Below are 24,243 nucleotides of genomic sequence, written 5' to 3'. Positions count from 1 at the left end.
TCTTCCTAAGATTTATTTCTAATTCTATATTAAATGATTCAGGCCTGTAAAATCTACTATTTCCATTATACGCACTGTCACCTTTGAATTTAGCAAATAGTGATTATAAATTTATAGTATTAAATATATATATTTAATCATTAATATTTATATGGAAGAGGAAAAGAAAGTATTACGATGAACATTAATGAGGAATGGGTCACAGGAAGAAAATATATAAATATGGAGATTAATTAAAGATTGTATAGAGTCTTATCAATTTTACAGCAATATTGCTACACTATCAGTTTTTGGAAAATATCAACGTTAAATATTTGCTATTTTATTAAAAATCAAACTTAGTAATATGTGAAAGGTGGCTATAAAAAAATCTATAGCCTCACTGCTTGCTTGCTCTTCTTGCTCTCTTTAATCTTCTTATTTTCTTTTTTCTCCATTTCCAACGCATGTTTCCTTTTTTCTTCCAATCTCTTGAACTTCGCTTCAATATGTCACCTCAAATATAAATGTATATTTGGTATTATTTTTTAATATAAATACCTATTTTATTGTTACTCTCTTATTTATCACGGAAATGCCATAATCTTAATATGTATCAGATTATGCAACATAACAATTAAATAAATTTAAATAGCCATTTATGATGCTTTACCATGAAAGTTTTGGTTTCGTTTGATGGATCAGAAGGAGCAAGGGAAGCGTTAAAATACGCAATTAAGCTAAAATGTACTGTGGATTCATATTCTATTCTTTATGTCATACCTACAATAGTTGGCATAAGCGCAAGTTTCGATTCATATATCCCACAATCTGTGTATGAAGGTCAGGACAAAACTGCAGATGAGATTCTAGCAAAAGCCAAAAAGCTTCTTGATAGCGAAAATCTTAAATATGAATTAATTAAAATCAACTCAAACGGTGAAGAAATACCAAAGATAATACTGGTTACAGCAAAGGAAAAAGGAATTGATTTTATCATTACAGGTACAAGAAAATTGCATGGCTTTAGCAAACTTATACTGGGATCCGTCAGTAGTGGAATTATTGCTCATTCTGATATCCCTGTTGTAGTTGTACCTCCTAAAGAATAATATTTTTTCTTTATTACTTTTACTTTCTTTTTTAGTGATTTAGTGTAAATCCTCAAATTCGATATTATTATATTATCAAAAAAATCAAATGATTTATATATGCTTGTAAAATAATGTTGTAATGGGAAGTATAAGGCCGTCTAATATAAAAAGAATAGCTGAAGAACTTGTTGATAATAATAAAGGTGTTTTCAATGAGGATTTCAATCATAATAAAGAAATTTTACACAGTTTCATAGATAAAACTGTGACCAAAAAAACAGCAAATGCAATTGCCGGTTACATTACAAGATACATTCTAAAAAAGAAATCAAAAGAAAAGTATGAATTAGAACAGCTTGGTCTCGCTTAAATTATTTTTCTTCAGGGAATTTCTCTTTTCTCCATTTATCCATTCCACCTTCAAGATGGTATAATTTTTTGTATCCTATTCTTACAAGTCGGTTTGCTGCTGCACGGCTTCTATGGCCAGTTTTGCATATAAGTATCAGTGCATCATCTTTTGGAAATTTGCTTTCGATTTCTTTTTCCTTTCCAAGTTTATAGTGAATTGCACCCTTTATATGGCCATGCCTGTATTCAAAGCCTGTGCGCACATCTATTAATGCATATTTATCCCTGAGTTCCAAAAGTTTTTTAGGAGTGAGATTTTCTAATTCCTGTGGCTGATTAAAATAGTCAGATCCCCTGAAATAATCTTTTATTGACATATTAAACTACCAGCTCATCCCCATTATATATTCCCACAAATATGGGAGCTTCGTTAATAATCCACTTCCTTGCCATGACTTCTCTTAATTTTTCAGTTACATGAGACCATGCAGCCAGATCGTCAAGTTCATAAAGAACAACAAATTCCTGATCTCCAAGGCCAAAGGAGTATGTTGTATATGAGATTATTCCGGGGCTTTCTTTGTCACTTCTTGCTGTTCCAATATGGCCTGCCAGTATTTTCTTTCTTTCTTCGTAATTGATAAGATACCATTCCCTGTCTTTACTCATTGGATATGCCACAAAATATTTCTTTGATTCTGTTTTTAATGTATCTTCGAGGTTATTGCTGGCATTGACATAAGGCGAGTGTTCATAAAGGGAAAACATGCTGTACTGGCTTCTGCCATAGATGCCTATAGCTATATTTATTCCCTCCTTTAATTTTTCCAGGACAAGTGGCGATTCAGAAGATGACCAGAAAATTATGTCATTATCATGCCTGATAGATTTATAATATTTTATACTGATTAAGTTTTTTCTGTAGCCTTTAATAAAATTAATAATATTGCTGTTAAGGGCCTCTTTTTCTGGAGTAGTTAAGGACCAGAATTTTCCATTCAATTTATATGTAAGAACATATGTATATATTGTCATAATTTCACATATTTATAATATAATTAAGAGATATAACTTTTACCAATCAAGTGTTTGCTGATTTGTATTTACTATTGTATATTTCTTAAGATCATACTGAGTTGATAGAATGCAATTCAAAAGTTTTGATATAAGCAGCTTATCCACATCTACCGGTTCCAGAAGTGTGCTTGTTGGCGGTATTTTTACATCTATTTCAGCCAGTTTTTTTATATATTCATTCTTGGAACTGGAATTTATTACTTTTACATTTTTATTTGGAACAATAACGTCACATCTCTCCAGTTCTCTTGAAAAAATAGGCCTTTCAAAAAGATAATATAGAGCAAGCAAAGAGTTGTAACCTGCATTGCTGTCATCAAATTTTTTCATGCTTGACCCTACTATGCTGTATATATCATGATTATTTTTGGTGATATTTGAGAATATTCTGGCAGGTTTTATTTCTCTTTCGTGCAACATGCCCAGCTCGACCATTGCATTAAGATAACCGGTAAGGACAAGCCTGTGCATATTTACTCCTTTCTCTTCCAGAGATTTCTGTATACCTGTAATGGATTTTTCTTCGCCATTTATTTCATTTAATATAAGTTTATATTTTTTAGTTTCTTCAAAATTGTCAATCATAAATTTCACCTGCAAGGTATTTTTGAAGATTATCTGAATTTTTTATTGTGTCTTCACATATTTCCTTAGAAACACCAAGAAAATTTTCGGGGTTCATTGAATCATTCAGATCCTTTTCTGGCATATGCTGAAGAATGCCCTTATTTATAAGAGATTCCCTAAATGTTATGCTGTGATCATATGCATACATAGATGCTTCCCTGACAAATTCATGTGACTCCTGCCTGGGCATTCCGTGTCCTACAAGAGCAGTTGTAACACTTTCCGACATTATAAACTGATCTTCATATGCTTTTTTCTTCATTTCTTCCTTATTAATAAATAAATTTGAAAAGACCCCGGCCATTTTAATAATTATATCATCTACAAGTATAGATGCATACGGTATTGTAAACCTTTCAAGGGCACTGTTTGTCAAATCCCTCTCGTGCCACTGCACACCTGCTTCATATTCCGGTATAATAAAAGATCTGGTCAGCCGTGCAAGGCTAACTATGTTCTCTGAAACTACTGGATTTCTTTTTGATGGCATGGAGCTGGACCCAACCTGCTTATCGTTATCAAAATATTCTGCCAGTTCATATATCTCTGGACGCTGAAGGTTTCTGATTTCCGTCGCAAATTTTTCAAGCGATACGGATATATTATTTATTATAGACAGATATTCTATATACCTGTCCCTGCCGACGATCTGGGTTGATGCGGTTTCATGAGTTATTCCCAGTATTTCACATGTCTTTTCCTGTATTTTAAGTGCATTTTTCCCAAGAGCTGCGCCGGTTCCAACAGGGCCAAGTATTTTTCCTGCAATTATCCTTTTTCTTGCTTCCTGAATTCTTTCTAGATGCCTGTTTATTTCAGAAAGGTATACTGAAAATTTTAATCCAAGAGTTATTGGGGAAGCATGCTGGCCATGCGTTCTTCCAACCATTATTGTTTCCTCGTTTTCGTTTATTAATTTTACAAGAGCCTTGCTCAGTACCATAAGGTCTGATATTATTATGCTCAGGGCACGCTTCATCTGTATTGCTGATGCAGAATCATTAATATCATTGGATGTTACTCCAAAATGCACATAATTTTTACCTGCAGTGCATTTTTCAGTCAATGCTTCAACAATAGACATCACATCATGGTTTATGCTTGCCTCGATTTCCTTCACTCTGCTTAACTGTACTTCATTTCCATCAACAACTTTCTTAATATCCAGATATGCAGAGTCAGGTATAACTCCATAATATGATTCTGCCTGGGCTATTGCACTTTCCACATTGAGCATGATATTTAATCTGGTTTTTTCTGAAAATATGTTTTTTACATTCTCCCGGCCATATCTATAATCCAGTGGCGAAACGATCATGCAAGCCTATTACAATTAGTTTAAAGATTTTTTTGTTTGCAATTTCAGCTCCTATTTAAAAATTCAACTTACCATAATGAAAACCGTGCATTTTAAGGTATTTATAACGTTGTATAAAAATATTTCAATAAAAAGGCATAAATCAAGCATAAGAGAAAGGAAATTACATAATTTTAGAAATTAAATTATAGATTATAAAATATGTTTATTACTTTTTTGAATTTATCTTTCGGAATAGTACAGTAACCATGGCAATTATTATTCCGGATCCCGTCAGGAGAGCACCTGCAGCAGCTACATAACTTGCATCTGTAATTCTTGTAATTTCGGAATCTGTAACAAAGTTATAATCTATTGTTGGTTTTTTGTCAGTTATAACCACATATTTATATTTTCCACTAAGATTGGTATAATAAGGCTCCCCGTCAATGTAATTTGATGGAGCTACCGTATATTTGCCTATATTGGAGCTGTTAAATTCTGATGCATTTGCATCGAAGCTGAAACTATTTACAAGGCCAGCAGAAGAATTATCTGAGGATACAACTATCAGGATCATTTTACTGGAGAAATTAAACGATGGCGTTGTATAAATATCGCTTGAATATTTAGTTACAGTATTTCCTGACGGTTCACCTGTCATTGTAAGAACACCACCAATAACAAGTGGGATTCCTATAACTATTAGAATTATTCCAACAAGAACTTTTTTGCTGAACATTGATTTTGCACCATGATTATTATTTAAGAGTGATTACAGTGACAGGTCAAGCTTATCCTGCATAATCTCCTCTTCTATTTTCTTCACACGATCATATACCTGTTCTGATGTAAGGCCGCATTCAATAAGTTCCATGTAAATTTCATAGTTATCCTTCTCCGGGTCAATTTGGCCGGAAAAAATTCTTATTGATCCGCATGCTTTGTCTTCATAATTAAGCCTGTAAGTTATTTCAATGGTGAAATCCTTTTCTTCCATGTACTTTAATTCGTGTATATAATCAGACATAACACAATATTAAAACATATTATTATAAGCTTATGTAATCATATTGTATATGTTGTCCATAATCTGATCAAGCATTTCAAAAAAGCCTTTTCTCTTCTCAAAGGAAATACCAGAAGCAATATCAGAATATATTGCATTAATAGTATAACCATTCATGAAGCACCACTGCTTCATCTGATCTATCTGGTTCTGTATATCTGTTTTGCTGTTGATATACGTGCATAGAGAACAGTTTTCCTCTTTACATCCTTATTAAGTATCTTATAAATATCTTCATTGTAGTTATACCTCTTATTTGGCATAACAGTATAACGAATCCTGATTTTGCATGGACATAAAGTGTTTTCTGGATATCTGCAACAGATTCATGACATCTTTGGTTTTCATTGTTAATTATATATCGATAATACACAAAGATAATTTTTAAAAACCTTCTTTTTTTAAAAATTTTCACCATGGTGTTTGAGTCCAATCATTGAAAACATGGTATTTTCAATTTACCTTGTGGGTGTTAAAATCTAAATTTTTGATGTTATTAGAAAATATCTAAAGTTATTACTATTATTGATTATATATACTCATCAAGTCCTTTTTCCCATATGGACCGTAATTTGTCTTTATTGTCCATAACTATATATCTTCCATTTTCACTGATTTTCACATAACTTTCAATTACTGTACCTATTTTCATGATCCTGGCTCTGTTAAAGGCTTTAATGAATTTTTCTTCATCTTCTTTTTTAACTTCAATTAATATGCCATTTCCAAGCTCTGAAAACAATTTTTCATTTGTTCTTCCTGGAATATTTGATATATCTGCTTCAATTCCGTATTTCCCGCCAAATGACATTTCAAGCATGGATGTCAGCAAGCCACCTGATGAAATATCGTGCATTGATTCAATATAATCCAGAGAATCAGATATATCGTTTTTAATATTCATAAGCTCCTTAATATCACAGTAAGGCAATTTACTGTGTTTTGTTCTCATTATTTCGGAATACTGGCTTCCGGCCAGGTCAGGTATAATAGTTCCAGCAAGGTATACAGGATTGCCTGCATGTTTTAGCTCTACTGTTTTAGACCTTCTGATATCTTCAATTTTTCCCGTAAACAGTATGTTTGGAGTTGGCAATATTTCTCTATCTGTTTCATTGTAAAAACTTACGTTGCCAGAAACCAGTGGCAGTTTAGTTTCTTTGCAAAAATCTGAAATTGCATGTACCGATTCAATGAAACTGTACATTGTCTCAGGATTTTCAGGATTTCCAAAATTCATCGCGTCAATTACTGCATGTGGGATGCCACCGGAGCTCAGTATATTTTTATAGCCCTCCGCAAGTATATGCAGTGTGCCTCTGTAAGGGTCTATGCCAGCCATTTCAGGTATTGAACCGGATGTAATGCAGAGGCCAATGTAAGATTCTTCTACAGGCTTTATTATTGTTGCATCTGAATGTGTTTCAAAATTAGGCATGCCTGTAAATGGCTTTACAATGGTATTTCCCCTGACGGTGAAATCATACTGCCTGACTATATTGAATCTTGAGCATATATTTGGTTCTGATAAGAAGCTATAAATAAAATCTTTATAATTTTCAGGTTCCTTATCAAGAACAATTTTTCCATCTTTTTCTGGTTTTTTATAATTTCTCGCATATACAGGGCCACCAGTAAGAAATGAAAGTTCCATATCCAGTATTTTTTCCCCATTGTAATTAATTATAAGATTCGGCCTTTTTACTGTTTTCCCTATAACAGAATATTCTATTCCCCATTTTTCAAAGATTTTATTAATTTTTTCCAGATTTGCCGGATTAATTGCCAGAAACATTCTTTCCTGGGACTCGCTGACCCATATTTCCCATGGCTCCATTTTACTGTCCTTTAAAAGTACTTTATCAAGATTTATGATTCCCGACATGCCACCTGCAAAAAGCATTTCACTTACTGCACTGGAGAGCCCACCGCCTCCAAGGTCTTTCATTCCATCTATTAATTTAGCTTCATTTGCCTCTAAAATAGCGTGGATTAACGGTTCTTTTATTATTGGATTGCCAAGCTGTACAGCATTTCTATTCTCTTCATTGCTTGCATTAAGAACTTTTGAAGCGAAATTAACTCCATGTATTCCATCTCTTCCAGTTCTTCCACCACAAACAATAAGCAAATCACCTTCCTTGCTGATCCTGCTTCTTACAACCTGATCTTTTCTCACTATGCCTATGCAGCCTGCATTTACCAGCGGCATGCCATTATACACATTGTTGAAGTTTACAGATCCTGCTACCGCTGGTATTCCTACACGCTGGCCATAGTCCTTTATTCCAGCTACAACTCTATTCAATATAAAGCGTTCCGTTAGATTCCCTTTTTCATTATCGGGATCGCCAAAATACAATGAATCAATAAGTGCTACTGGCTGTGCTCCCATGCATAGCACATCCCTTATAATTCCGCCAACCCCGGTTGCAGCCCCACCATACGGCTCTACTGCACTTGGATGGTTATGGCTTTCCATTTTAACAACATAGGCATAATCATCATCAAATGATATAACTGCCGCATCATCTTCCATTGTTAAAATGGTATAATCAGTTTTTAATCCTGAAAAGTATTTTTTGAGATAAATCTTTGATGATTTATAACAGGAATGTTCACTCCATCCCTGTGCTATTGCCTGAATTTCAATATCAGTGGGATTCCTGCCAACACCTTTAAAGTAATTTCTGAGCATGACTATTTCATCATATGTAAGCCCAAGTTCTGCTGCTATTTTACGCAGTTCCTGGTCATTAGAATCTATTATACAATACATATCATTCACTTAGATCTTCTATTTTATATTCCTGTATAACAGGATTTGTGAGTAGTTTTTCAGTTATTTCCCTTATTTCTTTTATGCTATCTTCTTTATCAAGCGTTGTTTCAAATTCGTAAATTTTATATGAATAAACAGCTTTAATTCCTTTGTATCCAACCAGTTCAAGGTTTCTCTTGATGCTTAGTGCTTCAGGATCCTCTACATTTGGCAGGTATTTAATCTGAACCTTAATTTTCATAAGGCTGTATTTTAATTAATAAATTAAATTTATCTATGGCATAAAACAAAAAATGTAAATTTAACAAATTATTTTAAAGAAGTTAAACGGCTGTTTTTTATTTTATCCAGATTTTAATAAGGCAATAAAATATATGCAAAAATTTAATATTAATAATAGTTTTAACTGTTAGTGGCAAAACTTGATAGAACAGAAGCAGTTAGGCTTTTCCGGCTCAGGCTAGTAACATTTTCACTTTCTCTTCTCCTTATTATTTCATTCTTTTTATTTACTTATTTTACCTTAAATACAGGCTATGCAGTACATCATATTCATATATTTATTGTAGGATTTACTGTATTGATTGTGGCAACAATTGGTGTCAGTGTAGAAACTATAATACTTACAAGGTCGGCTATATCTATGTTTACAGGGAAAAATATGAATGAACTCAAGCCTGATGAAGTATCACAGGCACTACAGAGATTAAGAGTATTGGTTAAAAAATAAATTTGTCAATTCCTATGCATTTTTATGCAGGAAAAATATGTGTATTCTCCTTGTTATGCTTATCATTGGCCTTATTAATAACTGGGTACTACCAATTATAAACAGATAAACTCCAAAGGTTGAATATTTAGATTCACTTGGAAGGAAGAATATACTTCCTACAACGAATTCAAGTCCTATCATTATATCATTTGCTATTGAAAGCCAGTCATAGAACTTTTTAATTTTACGCTCCTTTATAGATCTTGATGCATATCCTATTAACGCTTCATTCACTGAACTATCGTTGAGAAAGGAATCCAGATTTACAATTATATCAGAGATGAAATCATTTTCTATTAACTCACTAACTCCTGATATGAACTCTGCACTATTGTTTTCCATGGCTTTTGAAAAAGTGGTATTGAAAGTTCCATCCTTAAGAATAATAACAAGTTTTATGAACCACTCATTTGAAAGATATTGCTTTATATTTTCTATATCCAGCTTAAAATTTTCTATAAATGGCTTACAGTAATCGGCAAATGCATTTGAATAATAAAAGTCCGGCGAATTTATTACTGGGAATGATGAAGATGTTGTAAAATAATCTGACGTTTTTTGTAAGTTCCGATTAAGAATATCCATCAAAAACTGGGCAATTTTTCTATCAAGATACATAACTTTCATAATTCCTGTGAGAAGTTTATCTCCTGATACATATTTTATGAATTTCTGGAAAAGCGTTTCTTTTTCAGCGCCTGATATGGCATATTTTTGATTTGGTATATTAATTATCTCAAGTATATTATTATCATTATATGTACTTATTATTCGTTCATTTTTTAATTTTTCAAATATTTCATCGCCAAACATATAAGAAATTAATGGCTTAATGTGTTTCCATTTTAAATTGAAGCCATAGGGGCTTCTCTGAATTGCATACAGGAAATATAATGCATCACTTATATTATCATCTTCCATTATTGTGAATTTTCTTTTAACTAATATAATTTAGGGGAAAGCACTAAAAATGTCATGGGAGCAAAGATTCAACATCATTTCATGCAAATATTATTAAATAATATTATTTTGAGAATAAACATGCACTTAATGAACAATAAAGTAAGCTGTTTTATAATTTAACCGGATAAATATAATAATCGCAATAAATTTAGAAATTAACAATCAACTTTAAAAATTATTAAATGGCGTTTATTATGTCTTTCAGTGCATTATAAGGATTTTCAGTCTTCTCAATTACGGTTCCTGTCACTATAATATCGGCACCCGCATCTATAATAGCTCTGGCTTTTTCGTAGTCTCTGATGCCACCGCCAACTATAACCGGTATCTTTATTGAATTTTTTATCATTTTTATGACATTGCACCCAACGGGTTCTGGGGCACCTGATCCTGCTTCAAGGTAAAGCAGTTTAAAGCCAAAAAATTCTGCTGCAAATGCATATGAAAGAGCAGTTTTTTCATCATCTCTGCCAATAAGTTTTGCATTTCCTACACGGCCTACGGTCATGCCCGGCTCAAATATTAAATATCCCATTGGTATTGTTTCAATTCCAAGCATTTTCAAAATACGAGCAGAACCAATCTGATGCCCTACAATATAATCAATATTTGTAGAATTCATTAACATCATGTAATATATAGCATCTGCATATTTGCTTATCATGCTTCTTGAACCTGGAAATATTATAATCTGCTTATCTGTTTTTTCCTTCATGTTTTTTATGGTTTTATCCATTAAATATGAATCAATATCTGTAGACCCACCAATAAGAAAAAAATCTGTTCCCGCCTTATCTGCTTTTTCAGCCAGTTGAGAAGATCTTTCTGGAGATTGAGCAGCCGGGTCTATCAATGTCATGTGTACCCTTTTATACTTCAGGGTTTTCAGGATATTTTTGTAAACGTTCACCATATCCACCTTATCTAAATGAAATGTTCAGATAGCTATCATAATCATAGATATAAATGCATCTAAATTTTATTATGTATTAATAAAAATGTTTAAAAGCTGTGCATATAAAAAAACAATGTTTAATTAATTATATGCAATATAGAATAATGATAGACCCATCTAAAAAATATTTTCACTGTACAGATAGAGAAAGGGCAATATTTGAGGCAGGGATCAAGCTGGGGGCTATCTTTCATCAGTATACTGGAATGCCAATAAACGAAAGCAACAAGGAAGATATAGAAAAAACAATAGAAAAAAGTGTAAAATTGCAGCCTTTTGTGAATAATATTAGAGTTAAAATTAGCATGAAAGGCCAAAATGGGACATCGTTCAATTACAACTCTCTTTCCGGTGAAATGCTGGATGTAGAATTAGCGGTAAGTTATAATGGTCAGGAAGTAAAAGCAAGAATGCAGTATCTGCAGGCTCTTAATTACCCGTTGATGTATTTGGAGGAATAAAAATGGCAATAAAAGTAGGAATAACAGGGCCTATCGGCTCAATAAAAACAGAGGCATTGAATAAGATCATGGAAATGCTCAAAAATAACGGAAAGGTTATAGCAGGCACTCTTGTATCTGAAAAGATTGAACATGGAAAGGTAGTTGCATATTATATTACAGATATACTTACTAAAAGAAAGGTTGAGTTTGCAAGAATTGATTTGATTTCCAGGGTTAAAGTTGATAAACTTGGAGTAGATACAAAAATACTGGAGGAACTCCTGTTGCCAAGCCTTCAAAAATCAAGGGAAGAAGCGGATGTTATAATATTAGACGAGCTTGGTAAAGTAGAAAACACCACAAAGCAAATAAAGAACGAGATAGAAGAAACGATGAAATCTGATAAAGCAATAATAGTTACATTGCACAAAAAGTCACGGAATCCTGTTCTTCAGGAATTTAGGGGCTATGAAAGTGTGAGGGTTTTTGATATAACACCTATTAATAAAAACATACTGCCATTTAAAATTTTAAAGGTATTGAATGGAGAAGAAGAATCAATTTAAAACTATTTCGGAAGGAGCAATAAAACTGATGGCTCCTGAAAACTATTTTATTAAAGGACCCGGCACAAAAACAGCCGGATTCTACAATATGGATCAGAAACTCAACAGAGACATTACCATATCATTCTTAAAAACTGTAAAGCCAAAACTTGCACTCGATGCCTTTGGCGGTACAGGTGTAAGGGGTTTAAGAATCAACAGGGAAGCAGGAATTAATACAGTAATATCAGAAATCAACAAAAAATCATTTGATTATATAAAAATAAATAAAGAGATCAATAATTCGAATGTTGAAATTTACAATAAAACTTTTCAGGCAATATTAAACGACTATCTTTTTGATTATATAGATATAGATCCTTACGGTTCTGTACTTCCTTACCTGGATGAAGCCATGATCAATCTCAGAAACCGTGGCTATATTGGTGTAACAGCCACAGACCTCACAGCCCTTACCGGTTCAATGCCCGCCAAAACATTAAGGCGCTACCGGGCGCATATTATTAATGATATATACAGGCACGAATCAGGCATTCGGCTGTTAATCAGCGAAATCGTAAAAAGAGCTGCGGCCATGGACAAAGCTGCAATTCCAGTAATATCACTCTGGCATTCCCATTATTATAGGGTAATTTTCCAACTCGTATCATCTGCAGGCAAGGCAGATGAGCAGCTTGAGAAAACTGGAATATTTGACAGGCAAGTTGGGCTAGCAAATGAATATAAAAGCACCATAGAAGGGCCTTTATGGCTTGGGAATCTGAATTCTGATTTAATAAGCAAACTTAATTATATGGATAATCCAGATAAACTATTTTTGAAAACCATAGAAAAAGTAAAATTAAACGATCTATCTACTTACTTTGCAGATATTGCAGATTTCGCGAGAATAACAAACCAGGATACTAAAGCGGTGGAAGCAAGTATGGAAAAACTTCGTGAAAATGGGATAAATTGTGGAAGATCGCAGTTCTCTGATACAGGAATTAAAGTATCTTCTTCAGTTTCAGAAGCACTTCATATTATATATTAAATATTCAAAAGTTATTTTCTTTTTCTGCCACAAATGTTGAAACATCAATACCAGCATCAGATAATACCGTAATAATAGCCGTTTCAAAATCTATAAATTGCATTCCGGAAAGCAGTTCCTTTGCCTTTATTATTGCTTCTTTTTTGGTCATCTTGCCAGATGCAGAAGCAGTTTCCAGCATTCTGTCTATTAATGGCTTTTCTGTTGCATCAGAGAATAATTCATCAACATTCACGGAAAAATCTAATGGAACTATAACACCGTCTGTGCTGAAATTTGGCAAATATTTTCCTTCTTTTTCAACTATAAGTTCGTTCTCCAGTGACACACTTATGAATTTATCTATACTGTCCGGTGGAAGCAAAGACCTTTTAAATGATAGAATGGTTGTAAAATCCGATTTGCTATAACCATCAGATTTTTTTGATGCAACGATGGCTATGAGTTTTCTCGCCAAATCTTTATTCATAAGCGTTAATAATAAATTTAATGATTAAGTTATCGGAAAATTGTGCTGTATAATTCTTTAATTTTATGCAATTTTCAATATAGTAATAACCGGCCTGATTGTGCATAATTGAAATATTTAAATCTAAAAAGTTACAAAATTATACATAATTATTTTTTTCTTTTTCAATTGTGTTAAGAATCTTTGACACATATTCTTCCAGATCATCCTTGTTGTTTCCAGAGGCGGAGACCTCCACTTCTACCCATGGAACGCCATCCTCATTAATTTTTGGATGTGTTTTGATATATGCCATGCTACCATACTCCTTCATTAATTTGCTAATTAATGGGGCGAGCAGGCTTTCCTTTACATTATATAGGTTTATTGATTTGTCAATATAATAAAATCCTTTAATTTTTATCCTTTCTTTTATTTCTTCCATTACAGATTCAACTTCTCTTGGAACTCCTGGTAAAATAATAAACGTTTTGCCAGAAATGACAGTATATATGCCAGGGGCCACGCCTGCTGAATTCTTAATTGGTGTGGAATTTTCAGGTATAAAAGCCATTTTTTCCCTTTCTGGCGTGAGATCATGCACTTTATTTAATACCATATTGAGTGCATCACTGTTTTTCTCTAATTTCAATCCAAAAGCCATTGAAAATCCTTTTAAAGTCATATCATCATATGTTGGGCCTAGACCTCCAGATGATACAATCAAATCTGCCTCTAAAAAAGATTCCTTGAATGCCTTTGCAATTTCATTAAGGTTATCTGGAATTATTATGCCTTTTATTACTTCATATCCGGAATATGTTAATATTTTGGCTATATAAGAGAAATTTGTATTTACTGTTCTGCCTTTCAATATTTCATTTCCAATAGTTATTATGACAGCTTTCATGAAATATCATTCCATTATAATATAAAAATTGTTTTCACAAGATATATTTATTTTTTACATATTTTTGAATATTGAATCATATATATTCTTTTCTGCATCATCCTTCTTTTCTTTCTCTCCCAGCTTACGTATTTTTGCCTTATCAAGGTACCACTGGTTTATGCGCCATGATTTTCCATGAACTATATTTATTTCTTCCCTAAACGTCATAACTATTCCATATTCTTCAAGGTTATAGAAAACATCCCTTTCTGCAGCTGTAAGAACGTTGTCGATTATATAATCTTCATAACCAAAAAATGATAAAATGAAATCGCAGAGATCTTTAGAATCCTTCTCAGCCATGCCTTTATTGCCATATATATTTTCAATGGCCTTCAGTAATTCTTCCCTGCTTACTGTCATGTAATTACTATTAATCACATGTTATTAAATTTTATGGCACCTGTTTAAATAATATGCCCAAAAAAATTGAATCAATCTTATATAAATATCTCCTCCATCAATGAATTTTCATATGCAAATAATGTTATTTCATTTTCGATTTTGATTACATTCCCAGGAACATATTTTGACATTTGCTTACTACCAGCATAACCGGTTCCATAATTTATTTTTACTATTTTCCCCGGTGAAACCTTTAATTTTTCACCAGATAGTATATAATGCTCTGTAATTACTTTATTATTATCATTATACAGTATTTTTGAATATCCATAAGTGGTGTCCTCCCGGCCGGCATATATCTCTCTAATCGTTTTTAAATCCTTTTCACTGTCAATGCCTATCCATAATGCATTTTCATAATAGACCCCCATCCTGTTATTTTTTACCAGAAATGGAAAGACGCTTTTTTCAATTTCTTTCTCCATATATTCCCTGAAAAATGATTCAAATGCAGATTTTTTTATATAATACATTCCTGCGTTGATATAATGGTTAAGTTCAGGTTTTTCCTGAAATTTATCTGCCTTATCTCCTGAAAATTCAACAATGCCATATGGGCTCTGCATCTTTGTAATATACATCACCATGTCGTAATTCCTTGACTTAGAAAACTCAACAAAATTTTTGAAATTTATATCTGTTACAGTATCTCCGTTTCTTACTATAACATCATCATCAATATTTTTTATAAGGTTTGAAAGTGAAAACAGTGTTCCCATGGGTTTTTCTTCCCTCAAATAATGAATATTCATATCTTTATAATTTTTATATCTCTCCTCAATCATTTCGCTCAGGTACCCGGACAGTATGTATACTTCTTTTATTCCTGTATTTTTAAAATCAAAAAGCTGCCGATCCATTATAGTATAATTATCCTTAATTTCAACCAGTGCCTTTGGAATATGGTCTGTTATGGGCTTCAATCGTTTGCCGTATCCTCCTGCAAGAATAGCTCCAATCATAGGACTGTAATCAAACTCTTTTATAATTAACTTTGTAGTGTAGGATATTTATTTAGAAAATTTCATGGTTATAGCATTTTTATTTTTTATACCAATCGTACGAGATTGAAGCTATAAAATAGAACATTTTGGAATAAAATTTCATATTATACAGTTTTTAATTTTATTCTTAACCTTAATGCCGAAGAACTTTATTTTGAATCTTTTTGCATTTGAATTTCAAACTTTCTAATTAACTGTATTCATAATATTAAAATCATCCCTCAACAAGACGCCTTCATTGAATGCATCAGCAATCAATTTATTATTTTTATTTTTCATTTTTATAACTTCATTTAATGTTAATGGTATAACTTCATAACCTGCAGGAAAGTCAAGAATTTTCAACCTTTGGACAGGATTACCTGTAAAACAGCCTATAATAATTATGTCAATATCGCTCCATAAATTGAAATCTCCTCTTGCATATGAACCGATTAAAAAAACACTGCATTTAAAATTTAAGCTATTAGCATATTCCTCCGCATTTTTTATTACAGTATTTCTCTCATTTATTCTTCTTTCAATGATCTCCATTTTGTTTCAACCTCATTTATGATGCTTTCAGCAGCATCAACCGCTTCTTCTGCGTCATTATATGTATAGTAATCGGAAGGAATGCCATCAGGCCAGGCATCTGTGTATCGTGTTGGAATATAAAATTTATCTATTGTTTTTGCTATGTTTATTGTATCGTCATCGAAATTAGCATTTTTTAATAGTAATGAAATGGAATGGCCAAATGCATTCACGCCAGTACCTCGTAAATATGCTTTAACCGCATATTCAGCTGACTGCTGAGCCTTAAAGCAGGCCCAGTTATAAAATTCCGAATCTTTATCATTGATAGCCGATTTTAATGTAAATTTTGCATTCGCCATCCACCTGTTGAATTCCTCAGTATCAAAGTAAGTATCCATTTATTTACCATATGATTATGTGTATATTAAAATATTGATTTTTAATTGAAAGTATTTTTGGATTATCTTTTGAAAGATTACATAATTCCAATACTATAATTCAAAGAATTAGAGATACCACAAAGGTAAAGTAATTGTAATCTATTTTAATATATGGAAATCATAACACATAATCCTTTTACAGAAGAAGAACTTGGCAAATATAAAGTTGTAGACGTGGAAGATGTAAAGGGTATTATAAGCACATTAAAACAAAATCAATTATCATGGAGAGAAAACATTGATAAGAGGCTTGATATGCTTAAAGATTCAAGAAATAACTTCGAGAAAAATGCTGAAAGCCTTGCAAAACTCATGTCATCTGAAATGGGGAAACCAATAACACAGAGCCTTGCAGAGGTCAAAAAAGCACTCTGGCTGTTTGATTATTACATTGAAAATGGTAAAAAATTCCTTGGGAATGAATATGTGCAGACAGAAGCAAAAAAATCTTACATAAGGTTTGACCCTCTTGGGGTAATTATCATAATCATGCCATGGAACTTTCCGCTGTGGCAGGTAGTCCGGGCAGCGATTCCAGCACTCATTGCAGGCAATTCTGTACTTTTAAAGCACGCTTCCATAGTCAGTGGAACATCGTTGAAAATCCCGGAACTGTTTAATCTTGATACATTCAAATCTGTAATTACTACCGGGAAAATAATTGATGAAGCAATAAAATACTCCGACGGTGTTTCATTTACAGGTTCCACTGCAGCAGGTTCTATAATTGCGGCCGAAGCAGGGAAGAATATCAAAAAATTTGTTATGGAGCTAGGCGGTTCAGACCCGTATATAGTCACAGATTCATCAAATATGGAAGAGGCAGTAAAAAACAGCGTTTACGCAAGATTGCAAAACAACGGGCAGAGCTGTATTGCCTCAAAGAGATTTATTATAAATGAAAGTATATTTGATGAATTTTCAAAAAGAATGATGGAAGAATACAGTAAAGTAAAGGTGGGAGACCAGCTTGATAAAGATACTTACATTGGCCCGTTGTCATCATCATCTCAAAAGGATATAATAACCGGGCAATTAAAAGAATTAAAATCAATGGGTACTGTAATGCCAACAGGCGAAAATTTCGGAAATGTAATAAGGCCTACACTGGTTAAAATGAATAAAGACTATGGTGAAGAGGTTTTTGGTCCGGTTGCAATGCTTATGAAATTCAAAACTGTAGAAGAAGCGATAAAACTTGCAAACGATACACCATATGGCCTTGGCTGCTCAATCTGGGGTGATTCCGATAATGCCGAAAAACTGGTTCCATATATAGAAGCAGGAACTGTTTCAATAAATAAAATAGTTGCATCTGATCCAAGGTTGCCATTTGGTGGAACCAAGAAAAGTGGAATCGGAAGAGAACTATCCAGATATGGCATACTTGAATTCACAAATATAAAAACTGTCTGGGTTAATTGATTCGATGAGTGTGATTAAATGAAAATCCAGAGCTATTTTATTTCATTGTCAAAGGCTTCACGATCTTTTATACTTTCTTTGCTGGCAGTGATAACTCCTTTTTATCTTGCAAGGTTCGTAAACGTTTTTGATGTGGGAATCATAGTTTTATTCAGTATAGCTTTTTCAACACTTATAATTTATGTTTTTCCAGTATTGAATATAAAAAACTGGATAAAAATGTATATAATATCAGCAGCACTTGCAATTGCACTGTTATTAAATTTTATATTCATGAACTTTTATGTTTTTATATTCTCTTTAATGCTCGGTTCAATATCACTATCCGGAAGAGACATAAGCCCGAATCAGCCAATAGAGCAGTATGCAATGGCATATTATGAAACAGATATTAAAAACAAAAGAATAGCATTTTCAATATACAATTTTTTCTCTTATTCTGCATCGATTATTGCATCTATATTCTTGTTTCTCTACGTAAATATAGATTACAGAACAGTATTTCTAATATTGGCCCTTGTTGCTTTAGCCCAGTTCATACTTTATCTTTTCATAAAATTCCCGCAGCATAAAAGGGTGAAAGGGAAAGATATTCCCCCTGAAACAAAGAAAAGGGTGTTTTCCCTTTCATATCTTTTTTCAATGGATGCACTTGCTGGTGGAATGGTTACAGTATCCATGATTTCACTTTATTTTAAATATGTATATCATGTTTCATTGAGTACAGCTGGACTGATTTTCATTGGGGTCAATGTGATAACAACACTATCAATACTTATCTCCCCAATAATTTCCTCGAAAATAGGGCTGATAAGAACAATGGTTTATACACATTCTATAAGCAATATATTCCTTATGCTTGTTCCAGTAGTTCATTTCCTTGCAATTAGCGAAATATTTCTTTTTCTAAGGCAGAGCACCAGCCAGATGGATGTACCTGCAAGGGATACTTTAATAAATACTATAATAGATGAAGATTACAGGGTAAACAGCAATTCCGTAATATCTGCAGTAAGGAATGGTTCTCAGATACCCGGGCCTGGAATAGTTGGAGCAATGATGACAGTTTTCCCGCCATTCATGTTTCTTGCCGGAGGAGCCCTGAAACTATCATATGACATTATATTCTTTGTTAAATACAGAAAAATAAAGATATAAAAATATTTGCTTTGACGCAGAAAATGCACTTTTAACCATTTTTTTCTAATATTCCAACATCTGCTTTTTAATGAATATTTATAATGCAATGGCCGGTAGAACTATTTCAAAAGTCATGCTTCTCTCTTTGTTTATTGATGAATTAAATATATTTGCAGTTCCAATGATGAGCATATTCATGGAGCAGAGTTTGCATTTCGGAACAGCATTTCTTGGCATAGTTACGGGTGCAACAGTCGGAGGGGCGGCTATCGGCTCATTACTGGGCGGCAAGTTGACTGATTATTTTGGCCGAAAGAAGCTATTCCTTGTGAATCTATCTCTCTTTCTTTTTTCCGCAATAATGTCTGCATTATCGTCTAATATTGCAATGCTGGCATCATTCAGGTTTCTTGCCGGAATTCCAGCAGGGTCAGATATTGCCAATGTGTACTGTTATATTATGGAAACTCAGAAACCTGGAAATCGTGAAATTATTGGTGCATATAATACATTAATGGCAACGCTGGCAATTCTCACTTTAAATATATGGGTTGTAATATTGCTTGTTTCCGGTTTCAGTGAAAACTTTGTATGGAAGACATCTTTCTTGATTCAGATCATTCCGATCATTATCCTGTTCTCACTTTACAGTAAATTGCCTGAATCATCCATGTGGAAGTCCGTGAACGAAAAAACAACTTATAGAAGATTTTTAAAAAAATTGTGGAATAATAGTTTTCTGAGACGAACTTCATTATACAGCTGGAGCTCTGGAATTGCAAGCGGCATTGAAGTTGGCACTTTTGCATTCTTCATTCCTTATATTATACTGAAATTTGGGATTACCGGAATGGTACATGACAGGTTAATTATAATTGCAGTATATTTCATTGGAATTCCTGCAGGCTATATTGGCCCAAAGATGATCCCGAAAACAGGCCTGAGAAAATTGAGTTATTATGGTTTTATGCTATCCTTTGCTGGCCTGATATTCTCGGGACTGGCACTTATATTTAATGTTTACATTGTACTTCCTGCCACAATGATGGTCTTTGTATGGGGAAATCACTGGAATAACCAGCCAATAATAATATCCCAGGCACTGGTCACGAACGCTGAATCACGTGGAAAGGCAGTGGGAATATCAAATTTTGTTTATCAGTTTCCATCATTTCTTTCCATTACAGTATTTCCCATTATGTTCTCCATTATTGGGATTGGTTTATCTACTATTGTTGTGGCAATGGCATCACTGTTCGGCATAATAATAACATTTACTGTATTCAGGGAAATCTATGGATATGACGGAGATATTTATAAAACACCCCATGGCAATTAAGCATGATAACTTTAAATCTATTACAGTAATTATAGAAAAGGAAAAGCCCGAGGGCAACTGACGCCGAAAGGTGAGGAAAGTCCCCCCTCCACAGCTGGCTGCAACCGCTGAAAGCCGGTATGCCGAGAGGCATGGTTAAGAGACAAGAAATAAACGGTTCCCTGTAAAGGATGATTCGCAAAGATGACGTTTCAGGGAGTACCGATGAGAACTCTGCCTGCAGGGAGCAAGTCTAAATTGAATCGTTGAATACAGCTGCCAGATTCAGGTAAGACGCATTAGTCGAATGTTGCCAACCGAAAGGCTAACAGAAGGAGGCTTACTCCGGGCATTTCCATCTTTTAAATATTATTAAATATTATTTTTGAATCTTAGTTTATGGAATGTATGGCAGCCGTAGCCCTTATATTCAAAGAAAATAAATTTTTGTTAATTAAAAGGGCAGACCAGGATGGAGACCCATGGTCGGGCCAGATGGCTCTTCCGGGCGGCCACAGGGAAAACAAGGAAACCTGTGAGAATACAGCAATAAGGGAAACGGAAGAGGAGGTTGGAATTTTAATTAATATCGATAAATTTTTGGGAATTTACCATACGTTAAATGGAAAGGTCAGTGTTGCAGCATTTAAGTGCAATACAGATGCTTCAGATGTGCATGCAGATAGTGAAGTTTCAGAGTATTTCTGGGTGTCTGAAAAAGATTTAATAAAAGAAAATGAAACTTATAAGTATGGCAATTACATAATTTTTGGTCTTACATACCGCATCCTTTATGATTACTTCAATTTAAAATTTTGAATTATATAATGATACCATCATGTTTTTATCAGGCTTTTCTCCCCATTTGTCCATGTATACAAAATTGGATAAATTGTCTCTTTTTTCCCAGCCTTTTTCTTCAAGCTCTGGTGTATCATGATTCTCTGAAATATAGCCCACAGCTAAATACGCTATGAGTTTAATTTCTTCAGGTATGCCAAGAATTCTTTTCACACTTTCCGGATCAATGAAGCTTATCCAGCCTATTCCTATGCCTTCTGATATTGCGGCAAGCCACATATTTTCTACCGATAAGACAACGCTGTATTCAGATGTTTCTGGAATTGTTTTCCTTCCCAGTATATCAGGGCCTTTTCTCGAAAAATCGCATGTTACTGCAATATTCAAATCAGATTCAAGTATTCCTTCTATTTTTATATTATTAAACTTTGTTTTTTTCTCATCTGGCAGTGACCTGTAGAAATCCATTCTTTTTTCTTCAACATTTTCTTTTACCTTTTTTCTTGTTTCAATATCTCTTACCACAATGTAGTTCCATGGTTGAGATAATCCAACAGAAGGTGCATAATTTCCTGCATTCAATATTCTTCCAAGCACAGCACTTTCTATGTGCCTTTTTAAAAACCATGACCTTACATCTCTTCTTTTTTTTATTGCCTCGTAAACATCCATTCAGGTTGATTCTAAAGTAAAATAATAATCTCACGGTATGGTATAAAAATAATAAACATAACATATATTCCATATATATTGCAATATATTTTTATATACGTTATAGTTATATTTTAGTGGAAAGTAATGAATTAAAATCAGGACTTGCAACTCATACACTCAGCATGTGGCAGGCACTGGCACAAGGATTGGGGACAAATGGCCCGGCTGCGGTTACCGCTCTGTTTTTTGTTGGAATTGCAGGAGCAGTTGGTTCTTCAATGACGCTGGTGATAGTTCTGGCTTTTATAATTTATTGCGGTATGACGCTTATTACTTATGAATGGTCTAAAGAAGTGGCATCAGCATATTCCTGGGCAGCATTCCACAGAAAAGCCTTTAAAAGTACTGGAAAATTTCTCTCATTTTATGGTGGCATTTCCTATTATTACTACTATTTGTTGGGCTATACAGGATTTGCCATGCTGGGTTTAACTGCGTTCCTTTATGCACTTGATCCATCCCTGGCTGTTGCATATCCATGGATCTGGATTCCTTTAACAATTATAATAATAGGTGAAACTACCGTATTAAATTTCTTCGGTGTAAAATTGTCATTAAAATACGTTCTTTATACTGGACTGGCTGAATTTATCTTTCTTATTGCCACATCTATAGCTCTGATTGTAATTGCCGGCCCAAATAATTCTTTTATTCCATTTACTGCAGCTGCAGTGCATTTCAATTACACAGACATAGGTGTTGAAATGATACTTGGAATAGCAACATTCGGTGGCTTAAATTCTGTAGTTCCAGTAGCCGAGGAAACAAAAAACCCTAAAAAAAATATACCTCTTGCTCTTGGAATACTTGCAGGGATGATAGGAGCTGTTATTATAATAAGTTCATACGCCCAATCAGTTGCCTATGGAGTAACAAATATGTTCAACTATGCAAGCCTTTCAGATCCTGGAATATATGTTTATACAAAATATTTGGGGCTTGCCATAGCAGCAGTATTTGCATTATTCATTATTAACAGCTTTAATTCCTCTGGAGTGGCATTCGAAACAAGCACAGTAAGAACATCGTATGCATATGCCAGGGATAATTTACTGTTCCCAAAAGTTTTCACAAAGATTAACAGGCATAAAGTGCCTGGAAATCTTGTAATATTTACCGGGCTTCTCAGCATAACAATAGCTATAGTTTCCGGACTCATACTTGGCCCATTAACAGCAAGCCTGTTTCTAATTATAAGCAATTCAATATTCAGTTTCTCGAATCATGCCATAGCAGGTGTTGGCCTTGGATTTTACCATAAAAGAAAAGGAACTTTAAAGATAGTGCAGCATCTTATAATTCCATGGGCAGTAACCATAGCACTGATTGTTGCAATTATCTACGTGGTGTATCCTGCTCCTGCACCCCCACTGAACTATGCTTCTTATATATCTGGAATTTACTTTGCTTTTATAGTAATCCTGTATTTCTATTACCGTGCCAAAAAACCAAAAATACTGGACGATGTAGGAAAATTCTCCCTATGATTCTATAATATTTCTTACTTTTTCAAATAAATAAAGCCCTAAAATCTGTAATTTCATTTTACCATTTTATGAATATTTTATTTATCATGCACACAAGTATAATCGCAAAAAGCATGAAAATAAGGGAAATGTTCAATGATAGATATGGTTTATAAATACACAAAATAATGGACACAATCCTATTATAATGCTTATTCAGTATTCATCAGGTTTACACTTCGTAAAACTAAGTAAATTTTATTTCCATTTTAAATATACAGTTAACAATGCCAAAATTCTTTTCAGGAACAAAAAATGGGATTATCTTATATGTAATATTATTGATGTCTCTGACATTTTCTGTACGGATAAATAATAATTTAATACTTACAACAATACCATTAATATCGAAATATTATCTGCAGTTCAGCAGCATAAAAATTGGGGTTTTATCTGCAGTTGCCATGGGCAGTACTGGAATAATGAGCGCCCTGGTCAATTCTCGATTATGCCCTAAAAAAAGAAGAGTATTGTTTATTTTATCTATAATTATATATTCAGTATTTGAGCCATTATTTTATTTTTCAAATAATTATAATATAT

29 protein-coding genes, 1 other RNA gene and 2 pseudogenes are annotated in these 24,243 nt (G+C 33.4%); 13 read left to right on the top strand and 19 right to left on the bottom strand.

What is annotated here, in order from left to right:
• Positions 1–379: 379 nt before the first annotated feature.
• Complete coding sequence (locus tag WKI77_RS04495; protein WP_081142907.1) at positions 380–487, bottom strand: 50S ribosomal protein L41e; 108 nt, start codon at positions 485–487, stop codon at positions 380–382.
• 166 nt (positions 488–653) lie between these two features.
• Here WKI77_RS04495 and WKI77_RS04490 point away from each other — a divergent pair, with 166 nt between their 5' ends.
• Positions 654–1,091: a universal stress protein gene (locus WKI77_RS04490; RefSeq protein ID WP_337860630.1), complete on the top strand. Its 438-nt coding sequence runs from the start codon at positions 654–656 to the stop codon at positions 1,089–1,091.
• Positions 1,092–1,212: 121 nt separating this feature from the next.
• Positions 1,213–1,443 (top strand): 30S ribosomal protein S17e, encoded by a 231-nt coding sequence (locus WKI77_RS04485; RefSeq protein ID WP_337860629.1) that lies wholly within the window; start codon positions 1,213–1,215, stop codon positions 1,441–1,443.
• A gap of 1 nt (position 1,444) precedes the next feature.
• Here the strand turns inward: WKI77_RS04485 and WKI77_RS04480 are convergent, their stop codons facing one another.
• From WKI77_RS04480 to purS, 9 genes and pseudogenes are all read right to left on the bottom strand, one after another.
• Positions 1,445–1,801: a rhodanese-like domain-containing protein gene (locus tag WKI77_RS04480; protein ID WP_337860628.1), complete on the bottom strand. Its 357-nt coding sequence runs from the start codon at positions 1,799–1,801 to the stop codon at positions 1,445–1,447.
• 1 nt (position 1,802) lies between these two features.
• Positions 1,803–2,459 carry a chlorite dismutase family protein gene (locus tag WKI77_RS04475; RefSeq protein WP_337860627.1) on the bottom strand — a complete coding sequence of 219 codons (657 nt, stop codon included), beginning with the start codon at positions 2,457–2,459 and terminating at the stop codon, positions 1,803–1,805.
• A 39-nt stretch (positions 2,460–2,498) separates the two neighbouring features.
• Positions 2,499–3,086 (bottom strand): hypothetical protein, encoded by a 588-nt coding sequence (locus WKI77_RS04470; protein WP_337860626.1) that lies wholly within the window; start codon positions 3,084–3,086, stop codon positions 2,499–2,501.
• A complete protein-coding gene (gene purB / locus WKI77_RS04465; RefSeq protein ID WP_337860625.1) occupies positions 3,079–4,446 on the bottom strand; it encodes an adenylosuccinate lyase in 1,368 nt (455 codons plus the stop codon). The genes WKI77_RS04470 and purB overlap by 8 nt, the downstream gene beginning before the upstream one ends.
• Before the next feature lie 208 nt (positions 4,447–4,654).
• A complete protein-coding gene (locus WKI77_RS04460; protein WP_337860624.1) occupies positions 4,655–5,167 on the bottom strand; it encodes a hypothetical protein in 513 nt (170 codons plus the stop codon).
• 33 nt (positions 5,168–5,200) lie between these two features.
• The gene (locus WKI77_RS04455) at positions 5,201–5,455 is read right to left on the bottom strand and encodes a hypothetical protein (RefSeq protein WP_337860623.1); all 255 of its coding nucleotides are present in this window, start codon (positions 5,453–5,455) and stop codon (positions 5,201–5,203) included.
• Between the two features lie 51 nt (positions 5,456–5,506).
• Positions 5,507–5,842, bottom strand: a pseudogene (locus WKI77_RS04450) (recombinase family protein); the annotation flags it as partial.
• Between the two features lie 181 nt (positions 5,843–6,023).
• On the bottom strand, positions 6,024–8,273 hold the full coding sequence (gene purL, locus WKI77_RS04445) for a phosphoribosylformylglycinamidine synthase subunit PurL (RefSeq protein ID WP_337860622.1): 2,250 nt from the start codon (positions 8,271–8,273) through the stop codon (positions 6,024–6,026).
• A gap of 1 nt (position 8,274) precedes the next feature.
• Positions 8,275–8,517, bottom strand: a complete 243-nt coding sequence (gene purS / locus WKI77_RS04440; RefSeq protein WP_337860621.1) for a phosphoribosylformylglycinamidine synthase subunit PurS — start codon at positions 8,515–8,517, stop codon at positions 8,275–8,277.
• Positions 8,518–8,688: 171 nt separating this feature from the next.
• Here purS and WKI77_RS04435 point away from each other — a divergent pair, with 171 nt between their 5' ends.
• Entirely contained in the window at positions 8,689–9,006 is a 318-nt protein-coding gene (locus WKI77_RS04435) for a hypothetical protein (protein ID WP_337860620.1), read from the top strand.
• 12 nt (positions 9,007–9,018) lie between these two features.
• Here WKI77_RS04435 and WKI77_RS04430 read toward each other — a convergent pair whose 3' ends face one another.
• Positions 9,019–9,969, bottom strand: a complete 951-nt coding sequence (locus WKI77_RS04430) for a YrhK family protein (protein ID WP_337860619.1) — start codon at positions 9,967–9,969, stop codon at positions 9,019–9,021.
• Positions 9,970–10,189: 220 nt separating this feature from the next.
• Entirely contained in the window at positions 10,190–10,924 is a 735-nt protein-coding gene (locus WKI77_RS04425) for a geranylgeranylglyceryl/heptaprenylglyceryl phosphate synthase (RefSeq protein WP_337860618.1), read from the bottom strand.
• 146 nt (positions 10,925–11,070) lie between these two features.
• Between WKI77_RS04425 and WKI77_RS04420 the strand changes: the two genes are divergently transcribed.
• Genes WKI77_RS04420 through WKI77_RS04410 form a run of 3 tightly spaced genes read left to right on the top strand, consistent with a single transcriptional unit; the run spans position 11,071 to position 13,008 of the window.
• Positions 11,071–11,427 (top strand): dihydroneopterin aldolase family protein, encoded by a 357-nt coding sequence (locus WKI77_RS04420; RefSeq protein WP_337860617.1) that lies wholly within the window; start codon positions 11,071–11,073, stop codon positions 11,425–11,427.
• A gap of 2 nt (positions 11,428–11,429) precedes the next feature.
• Positions 11,430–11,975 carry an NTPase gene (locus WKI77_RS04415; RefSeq protein WP_337860616.1) on the top strand — a complete coding sequence of 182 codons (546 nt, stop codon included), beginning with the start codon at positions 11,430–11,432 and terminating at the stop codon, positions 11,973–11,975.
• Positions 11,953–13,008, top strand: coding sequence for a N2,N2-dimethylguanosine tRNA methyltransferase (locus tag WKI77_RS04410; protein ID WP_337860615.1), 1,056 nt, complete (start codon positions 11,953–11,955; stop codon positions 13,006–13,008). The genes WKI77_RS04415 and WKI77_RS04410 overlap by 23 nt, the downstream gene beginning before the upstream one ends.
• Before the next feature lie 4 nt (positions 13,009–13,012).
• Here WKI77_RS04410 and WKI77_RS04405 read toward each other — a convergent pair whose 3' ends face one another.
• The 6 genes from WKI77_RS04405 to WKI77_RS04380 form a co-directional block, all read right to left on the bottom strand.
• Complete coding sequence (locus WKI77_RS04405) at positions 13,013–13,477, bottom strand: DUF2240 family protein (protein WP_337860614.1); 465 nt, start codon at positions 13,475–13,477, stop codon at positions 13,013–13,015.
• A 139-nt stretch (positions 13,478–13,616) separates the two neighbouring features.
• On the bottom strand, positions 13,617–14,366 hold the full coding sequence (locus WKI77_RS04400) for a molybdopterin-binding protein (protein WP_337860613.1): 750 nt from the start codon (positions 14,364–14,366) through the stop codon (positions 13,617–13,619).
• Between the two features lie 54 nt (positions 14,367–14,420).
• On the bottom strand, positions 14,421–14,771 hold the full coding sequence (locus tag WKI77_RS04395) for a DUF6015 family protein (RefSeq protein ID WP_337860612.1): 351 nt from the start codon (positions 14,769–14,771) through the stop codon (positions 14,421–14,423).
• Between the two features lie 77 nt (positions 14,772–14,848).
• Positions 14,849–15,775, bottom strand: coding sequence for a nucleotidyltransferase family protein (locus tag WKI77_RS04390; protein ID WP_337860611.1), 927 nt, complete (start codon positions 15,773–15,775; stop codon positions 14,849–14,851).
• 228 nt (positions 15,776–16,003) lie between these two features.
• Positions 16,004–16,351, bottom strand: coding sequence for a nucleotidyltransferase domain-containing protein (locus tag WKI77_RS04385; RefSeq protein WP_337860610.1), 348 nt, complete (start codon positions 16,349–16,351; stop codon positions 16,004–16,006).
• Positions 16,327–16,734: a HEPN domain-containing protein gene (locus tag WKI77_RS04380; protein ID WP_337860609.1), complete on the bottom strand. Its 408-nt coding sequence runs from the start codon at positions 16,732–16,734 to the stop codon at positions 16,327–16,329. Before WKI77_RS04380 ends, WKI77_RS04385 begins: the two co-directional genes overlap by 25 nt.
• A 153-nt stretch (positions 16,735–16,887) precedes the next feature.
• On the opposite strand from WKI77_RS04380, the gene WKI77_RS04375 reads away from it, so the two are divergent.
• The 5 genes from WKI77_RS04375 to WKI77_RS04355 all read left to right on the top strand — a co-directional run bounded on the left by WKI77_RS04375 (position 16,888) and on the right by WKI77_RS04355 (position 21,478).
• Positions 16,888–18,201 carry an aldehyde dehydrogenase family protein gene (locus tag WKI77_RS04375; RefSeq protein WP_337860608.1) on the top strand — a complete coding sequence of 438 codons (1,314 nt, stop codon included), beginning with the start codon at positions 16,888–16,890 and terminating at the stop codon, positions 18,199–18,201.
• Positions 18,202–18,219: 18 nt separating this feature from the next.
• Positions 18,220–19,359: an MFS transporter gene (locus tag WKI77_RS04370; RefSeq protein WP_337860607.1), complete on the top strand. Its 1,140-nt coding sequence runs from the start codon at positions 18,220–18,222 to the stop codon at positions 19,357–19,359.
• Positions 19,360–19,429: 70 nt separating this feature from the next.
• Positions 19,430–20,680: an MFS transporter gene (locus WKI77_RS04365; protein ID WP_337860606.1), complete on the top strand. Its 1,251-nt coding sequence runs from the start codon at positions 19,430–19,432 to the stop codon at positions 20,678–20,680.
• 41 nt (positions 20,681–20,721) lie between these two features.
• An RNA gene (gene rnpB, locus WKI77_RS04360) (RNase P RNA component) lies at positions 20,722–21,014 on the top strand.
• Between the two features lie 44 nt (positions 21,015–21,058).
• Positions 21,059–21,478 carry an NUDIX domain-containing protein gene (locus WKI77_RS04355; protein ID WP_337860605.1) on the top strand — a complete coding sequence of 140 codons (420 nt, stop codon included), beginning with the start codon at positions 21,059–21,061 and terminating at the stop codon, positions 21,476–21,478.
• Here WKI77_RS04355 and bluB read toward each other — a convergent pair.
• Complete coding sequence (bluB, locus tag WKI77_RS04350) at positions 21,467–22,132, bottom strand: 5,6-dimethylbenzimidazole synthase (protein ID WP_337860604.1); 666 nt, start codon at positions 22,130–22,132, stop codon at positions 21,467–21,469. The genes WKI77_RS04355 and bluB overlap by 12 nt on opposite strands.
• 116 nt (positions 22,133–22,248) lie before the next feature.
• On the opposite strand from bluB, the gene WKI77_RS04345 reads away from it, so the two are divergent.
• Positions 22,249–23,661 (top strand): APC family permease, encoded by a 1,413-nt coding sequence (locus WKI77_RS04345; protein WP_337860603.1) that lies wholly within the window; start codon positions 22,249–22,251, stop codon positions 23,659–23,661.
• 266 nt (positions 23,662–23,927) lie between these two features.
• A pseudogene (locus WKI77_RS04340) lies at positions 23,928–24,243 on the top strand (MFS transporter); the annotation flags it as partial.

This window comes from Ferroplasma sp. (assembly GCF_037442045.1).
Classification (GTDB): domain Archaea; phylum Thermoplasmatota; class Thermoplasmata; order Thermoplasmatales; family Thermoplasmataceae; genus Ferroplasma.
The sequence above is the reverse complement of the archived record's forward strand: the minus strand, read 5'-3'. Positions and strand labels throughout refer to the sequence as shown.

Excerpts from the sequence above, each read along its gene's own strand:
- WKI77_RS04455 (WP_337860623.1), bottom strand. The coding sequence starts at position 5,455 with ATGTCTGATTATATACACGAATTAAAGTACATGGAAGAAAAGGATTTC.
- WKI77_RS04415 (WP_337860616.1), top strand. The coding sequence starts at position 11,430 with ATGGCAATAAAAGTAGGAATAACAGGGCCTATCGGCTCAATAAAAACA.
- WKI77_RS04405 (WP_337860614.1), bottom strand. The coding sequence starts at position 13,477 with ATGAATAAAGATTTGGCGAGAAAACTCATAGCCATCGTTGCATCAAAA.
- WKI77_RS04430 (WP_337860619.1), bottom strand. The coding sequence starts at position 9,969 with ATGGAAGATGATAATATAAGTGATGCATTATATTTCCTGTATGCAATT.
- WKI77_RS04460 (WP_337860624.1), bottom strand. The coding sequence starts at position 5,167 with ATGTTCAGCAAAAAAGTTCTTGTTGGAATAATTCTAATAGTTATAGGA.
- purL (WP_337860622.1), bottom strand. The coding sequence starts at position 8,273 with ATGTATTGTATAATAGATTCTAATGACCAGGAACTGCGTAAAATAGCA.
- WKI77_RS04410 (WP_337860615.1), top strand. The coding sequence starts at position 11,953 with ATGGAGAAGAAGAATCAATTTAAAACTATTTCGGAAGGAGCAATAAAA.
- purB (WP_337860625.1), bottom strand. The coding sequence starts at position 4,446 with ATGATCGTTTCGCCACTGGATTATAGATATGGCCGGGAGAATGTAAAA.
- WKI77_RS04385 (WP_337860610.1), bottom strand. The coding sequence starts at position 16,351 with ATGGAGATCATTGAAAGAAGAATAAATGAGAGAAATACTGTAATAAAA.
- WKI77_RS04380 (WP_337860609.1), bottom strand. The coding sequence starts at position 16,734 with ATGGATACTTACTTTGATACTGAGGAATTCAACAGGTGGATGGCGAAT.
- purS (WP_337860621.1), bottom strand. The coding sequence starts at position 8,517 with ATGAAAATTAAGGTTCAGATTAAATACCTGCCAAATGTAGAGGATCCT.
- WKI77_RS04485 (WP_337860629.1), top strand. The coding sequence starts at position 1,213 with ATGGGAAGTATAAGGCCGTCTAATATAAAAAGAATAGCTGAAGAACTT.
- WKI77_RS04475 (WP_337860627.1), bottom strand. The coding sequence starts at position 2,459 with ATGACAATATATACATATGTTCTTACATATAAATTGAATGGAAAATTC.
- WKI77_RS04365 (WP_337860606.1), top strand. The coding sequence starts at position 19,430 with ATGAATATTTATAATGCAATGGCCGGTAGAACTATTTCAAAAGTCATG.
- WKI77_RS04400 (WP_337860613.1), bottom strand. The coding sequence starts at position 14,366 with ATGAAAGCTGTCATAATAACTATTGGAAATGAAATATTGAAAGGCAGA.
- WKI77_RS04490 (WP_337860630.1), top strand. The coding sequence starts at position 654 with ATGAAAGTTTTGGTTTCGTTTGATGGATCAGAAGGAGCAAGGGAAGCG.
- WKI77_RS04355 (WP_337860605.1), top strand. The coding sequence starts at position 21,059 with ATGGAATGTATGGCAGCCGTAGCCCTTATATTCAAAGAAAATAAATTT.
- WKI77_RS04390 (WP_337860611.1), bottom strand. The coding sequence starts at position 15,775 with ATGATTGGAGCTATTCTTGCAGGAGGATACGGCAAACGATTGAAGCCC.
- WKI77_RS04375 (WP_337860608.1), top strand. The coding sequence starts at position 16,888 with ATGGAAATCATAACACATAATCCTTTTACAGAAGAAGAACTTGGCAAA.
- WKI77_RS04370 (WP_337860607.1), top strand. The coding sequence starts at position 18,220 with ATGAAAATCCAGAGCTATTTTATTTCATTGTCAAAGGCTTCACGATCT.
- WKI77_RS04395 (WP_337860612.1), bottom strand. The coding sequence starts at position 14,771 with ATGACAGTAAGCAGGGAAGAATTACTGAAGGCCATTGAAAATATATAT.
- WKI77_RS04420 (WP_337860617.1), top strand. The coding sequence starts at position 11,071 with ATGATAGACCCATCTAAAAAATATTTTCACTGTACAGATAGAGAAAGG.
- WKI77_RS04425 (WP_337860618.1), bottom strand. The coding sequence starts at position 10,924 with ATGGTGAACGTTTACAAAAATATCCTGAAAACCCTGAAGTATAAAAGG.
- bluB (WP_337860604.1), bottom strand. The coding sequence starts at position 22,132 with ATGGATGTTTACGAGGCAATAAAAAAAAGAAGAGATGTAAGGTCATGG.
- WKI77_RS04480 (WP_337860628.1), bottom strand. The coding sequence starts at position 1,801 with ATGTCAATAAAAGATTATTTCAGGGGATCTGACTATTTTAATCAGCCA.
- WKI77_RS04470 (WP_337860626.1), bottom strand. The coding sequence starts at position 3,086 with ATGATTGACAATTTTGAAGAAACTAAAAAATATAAACTTATATTAAAT.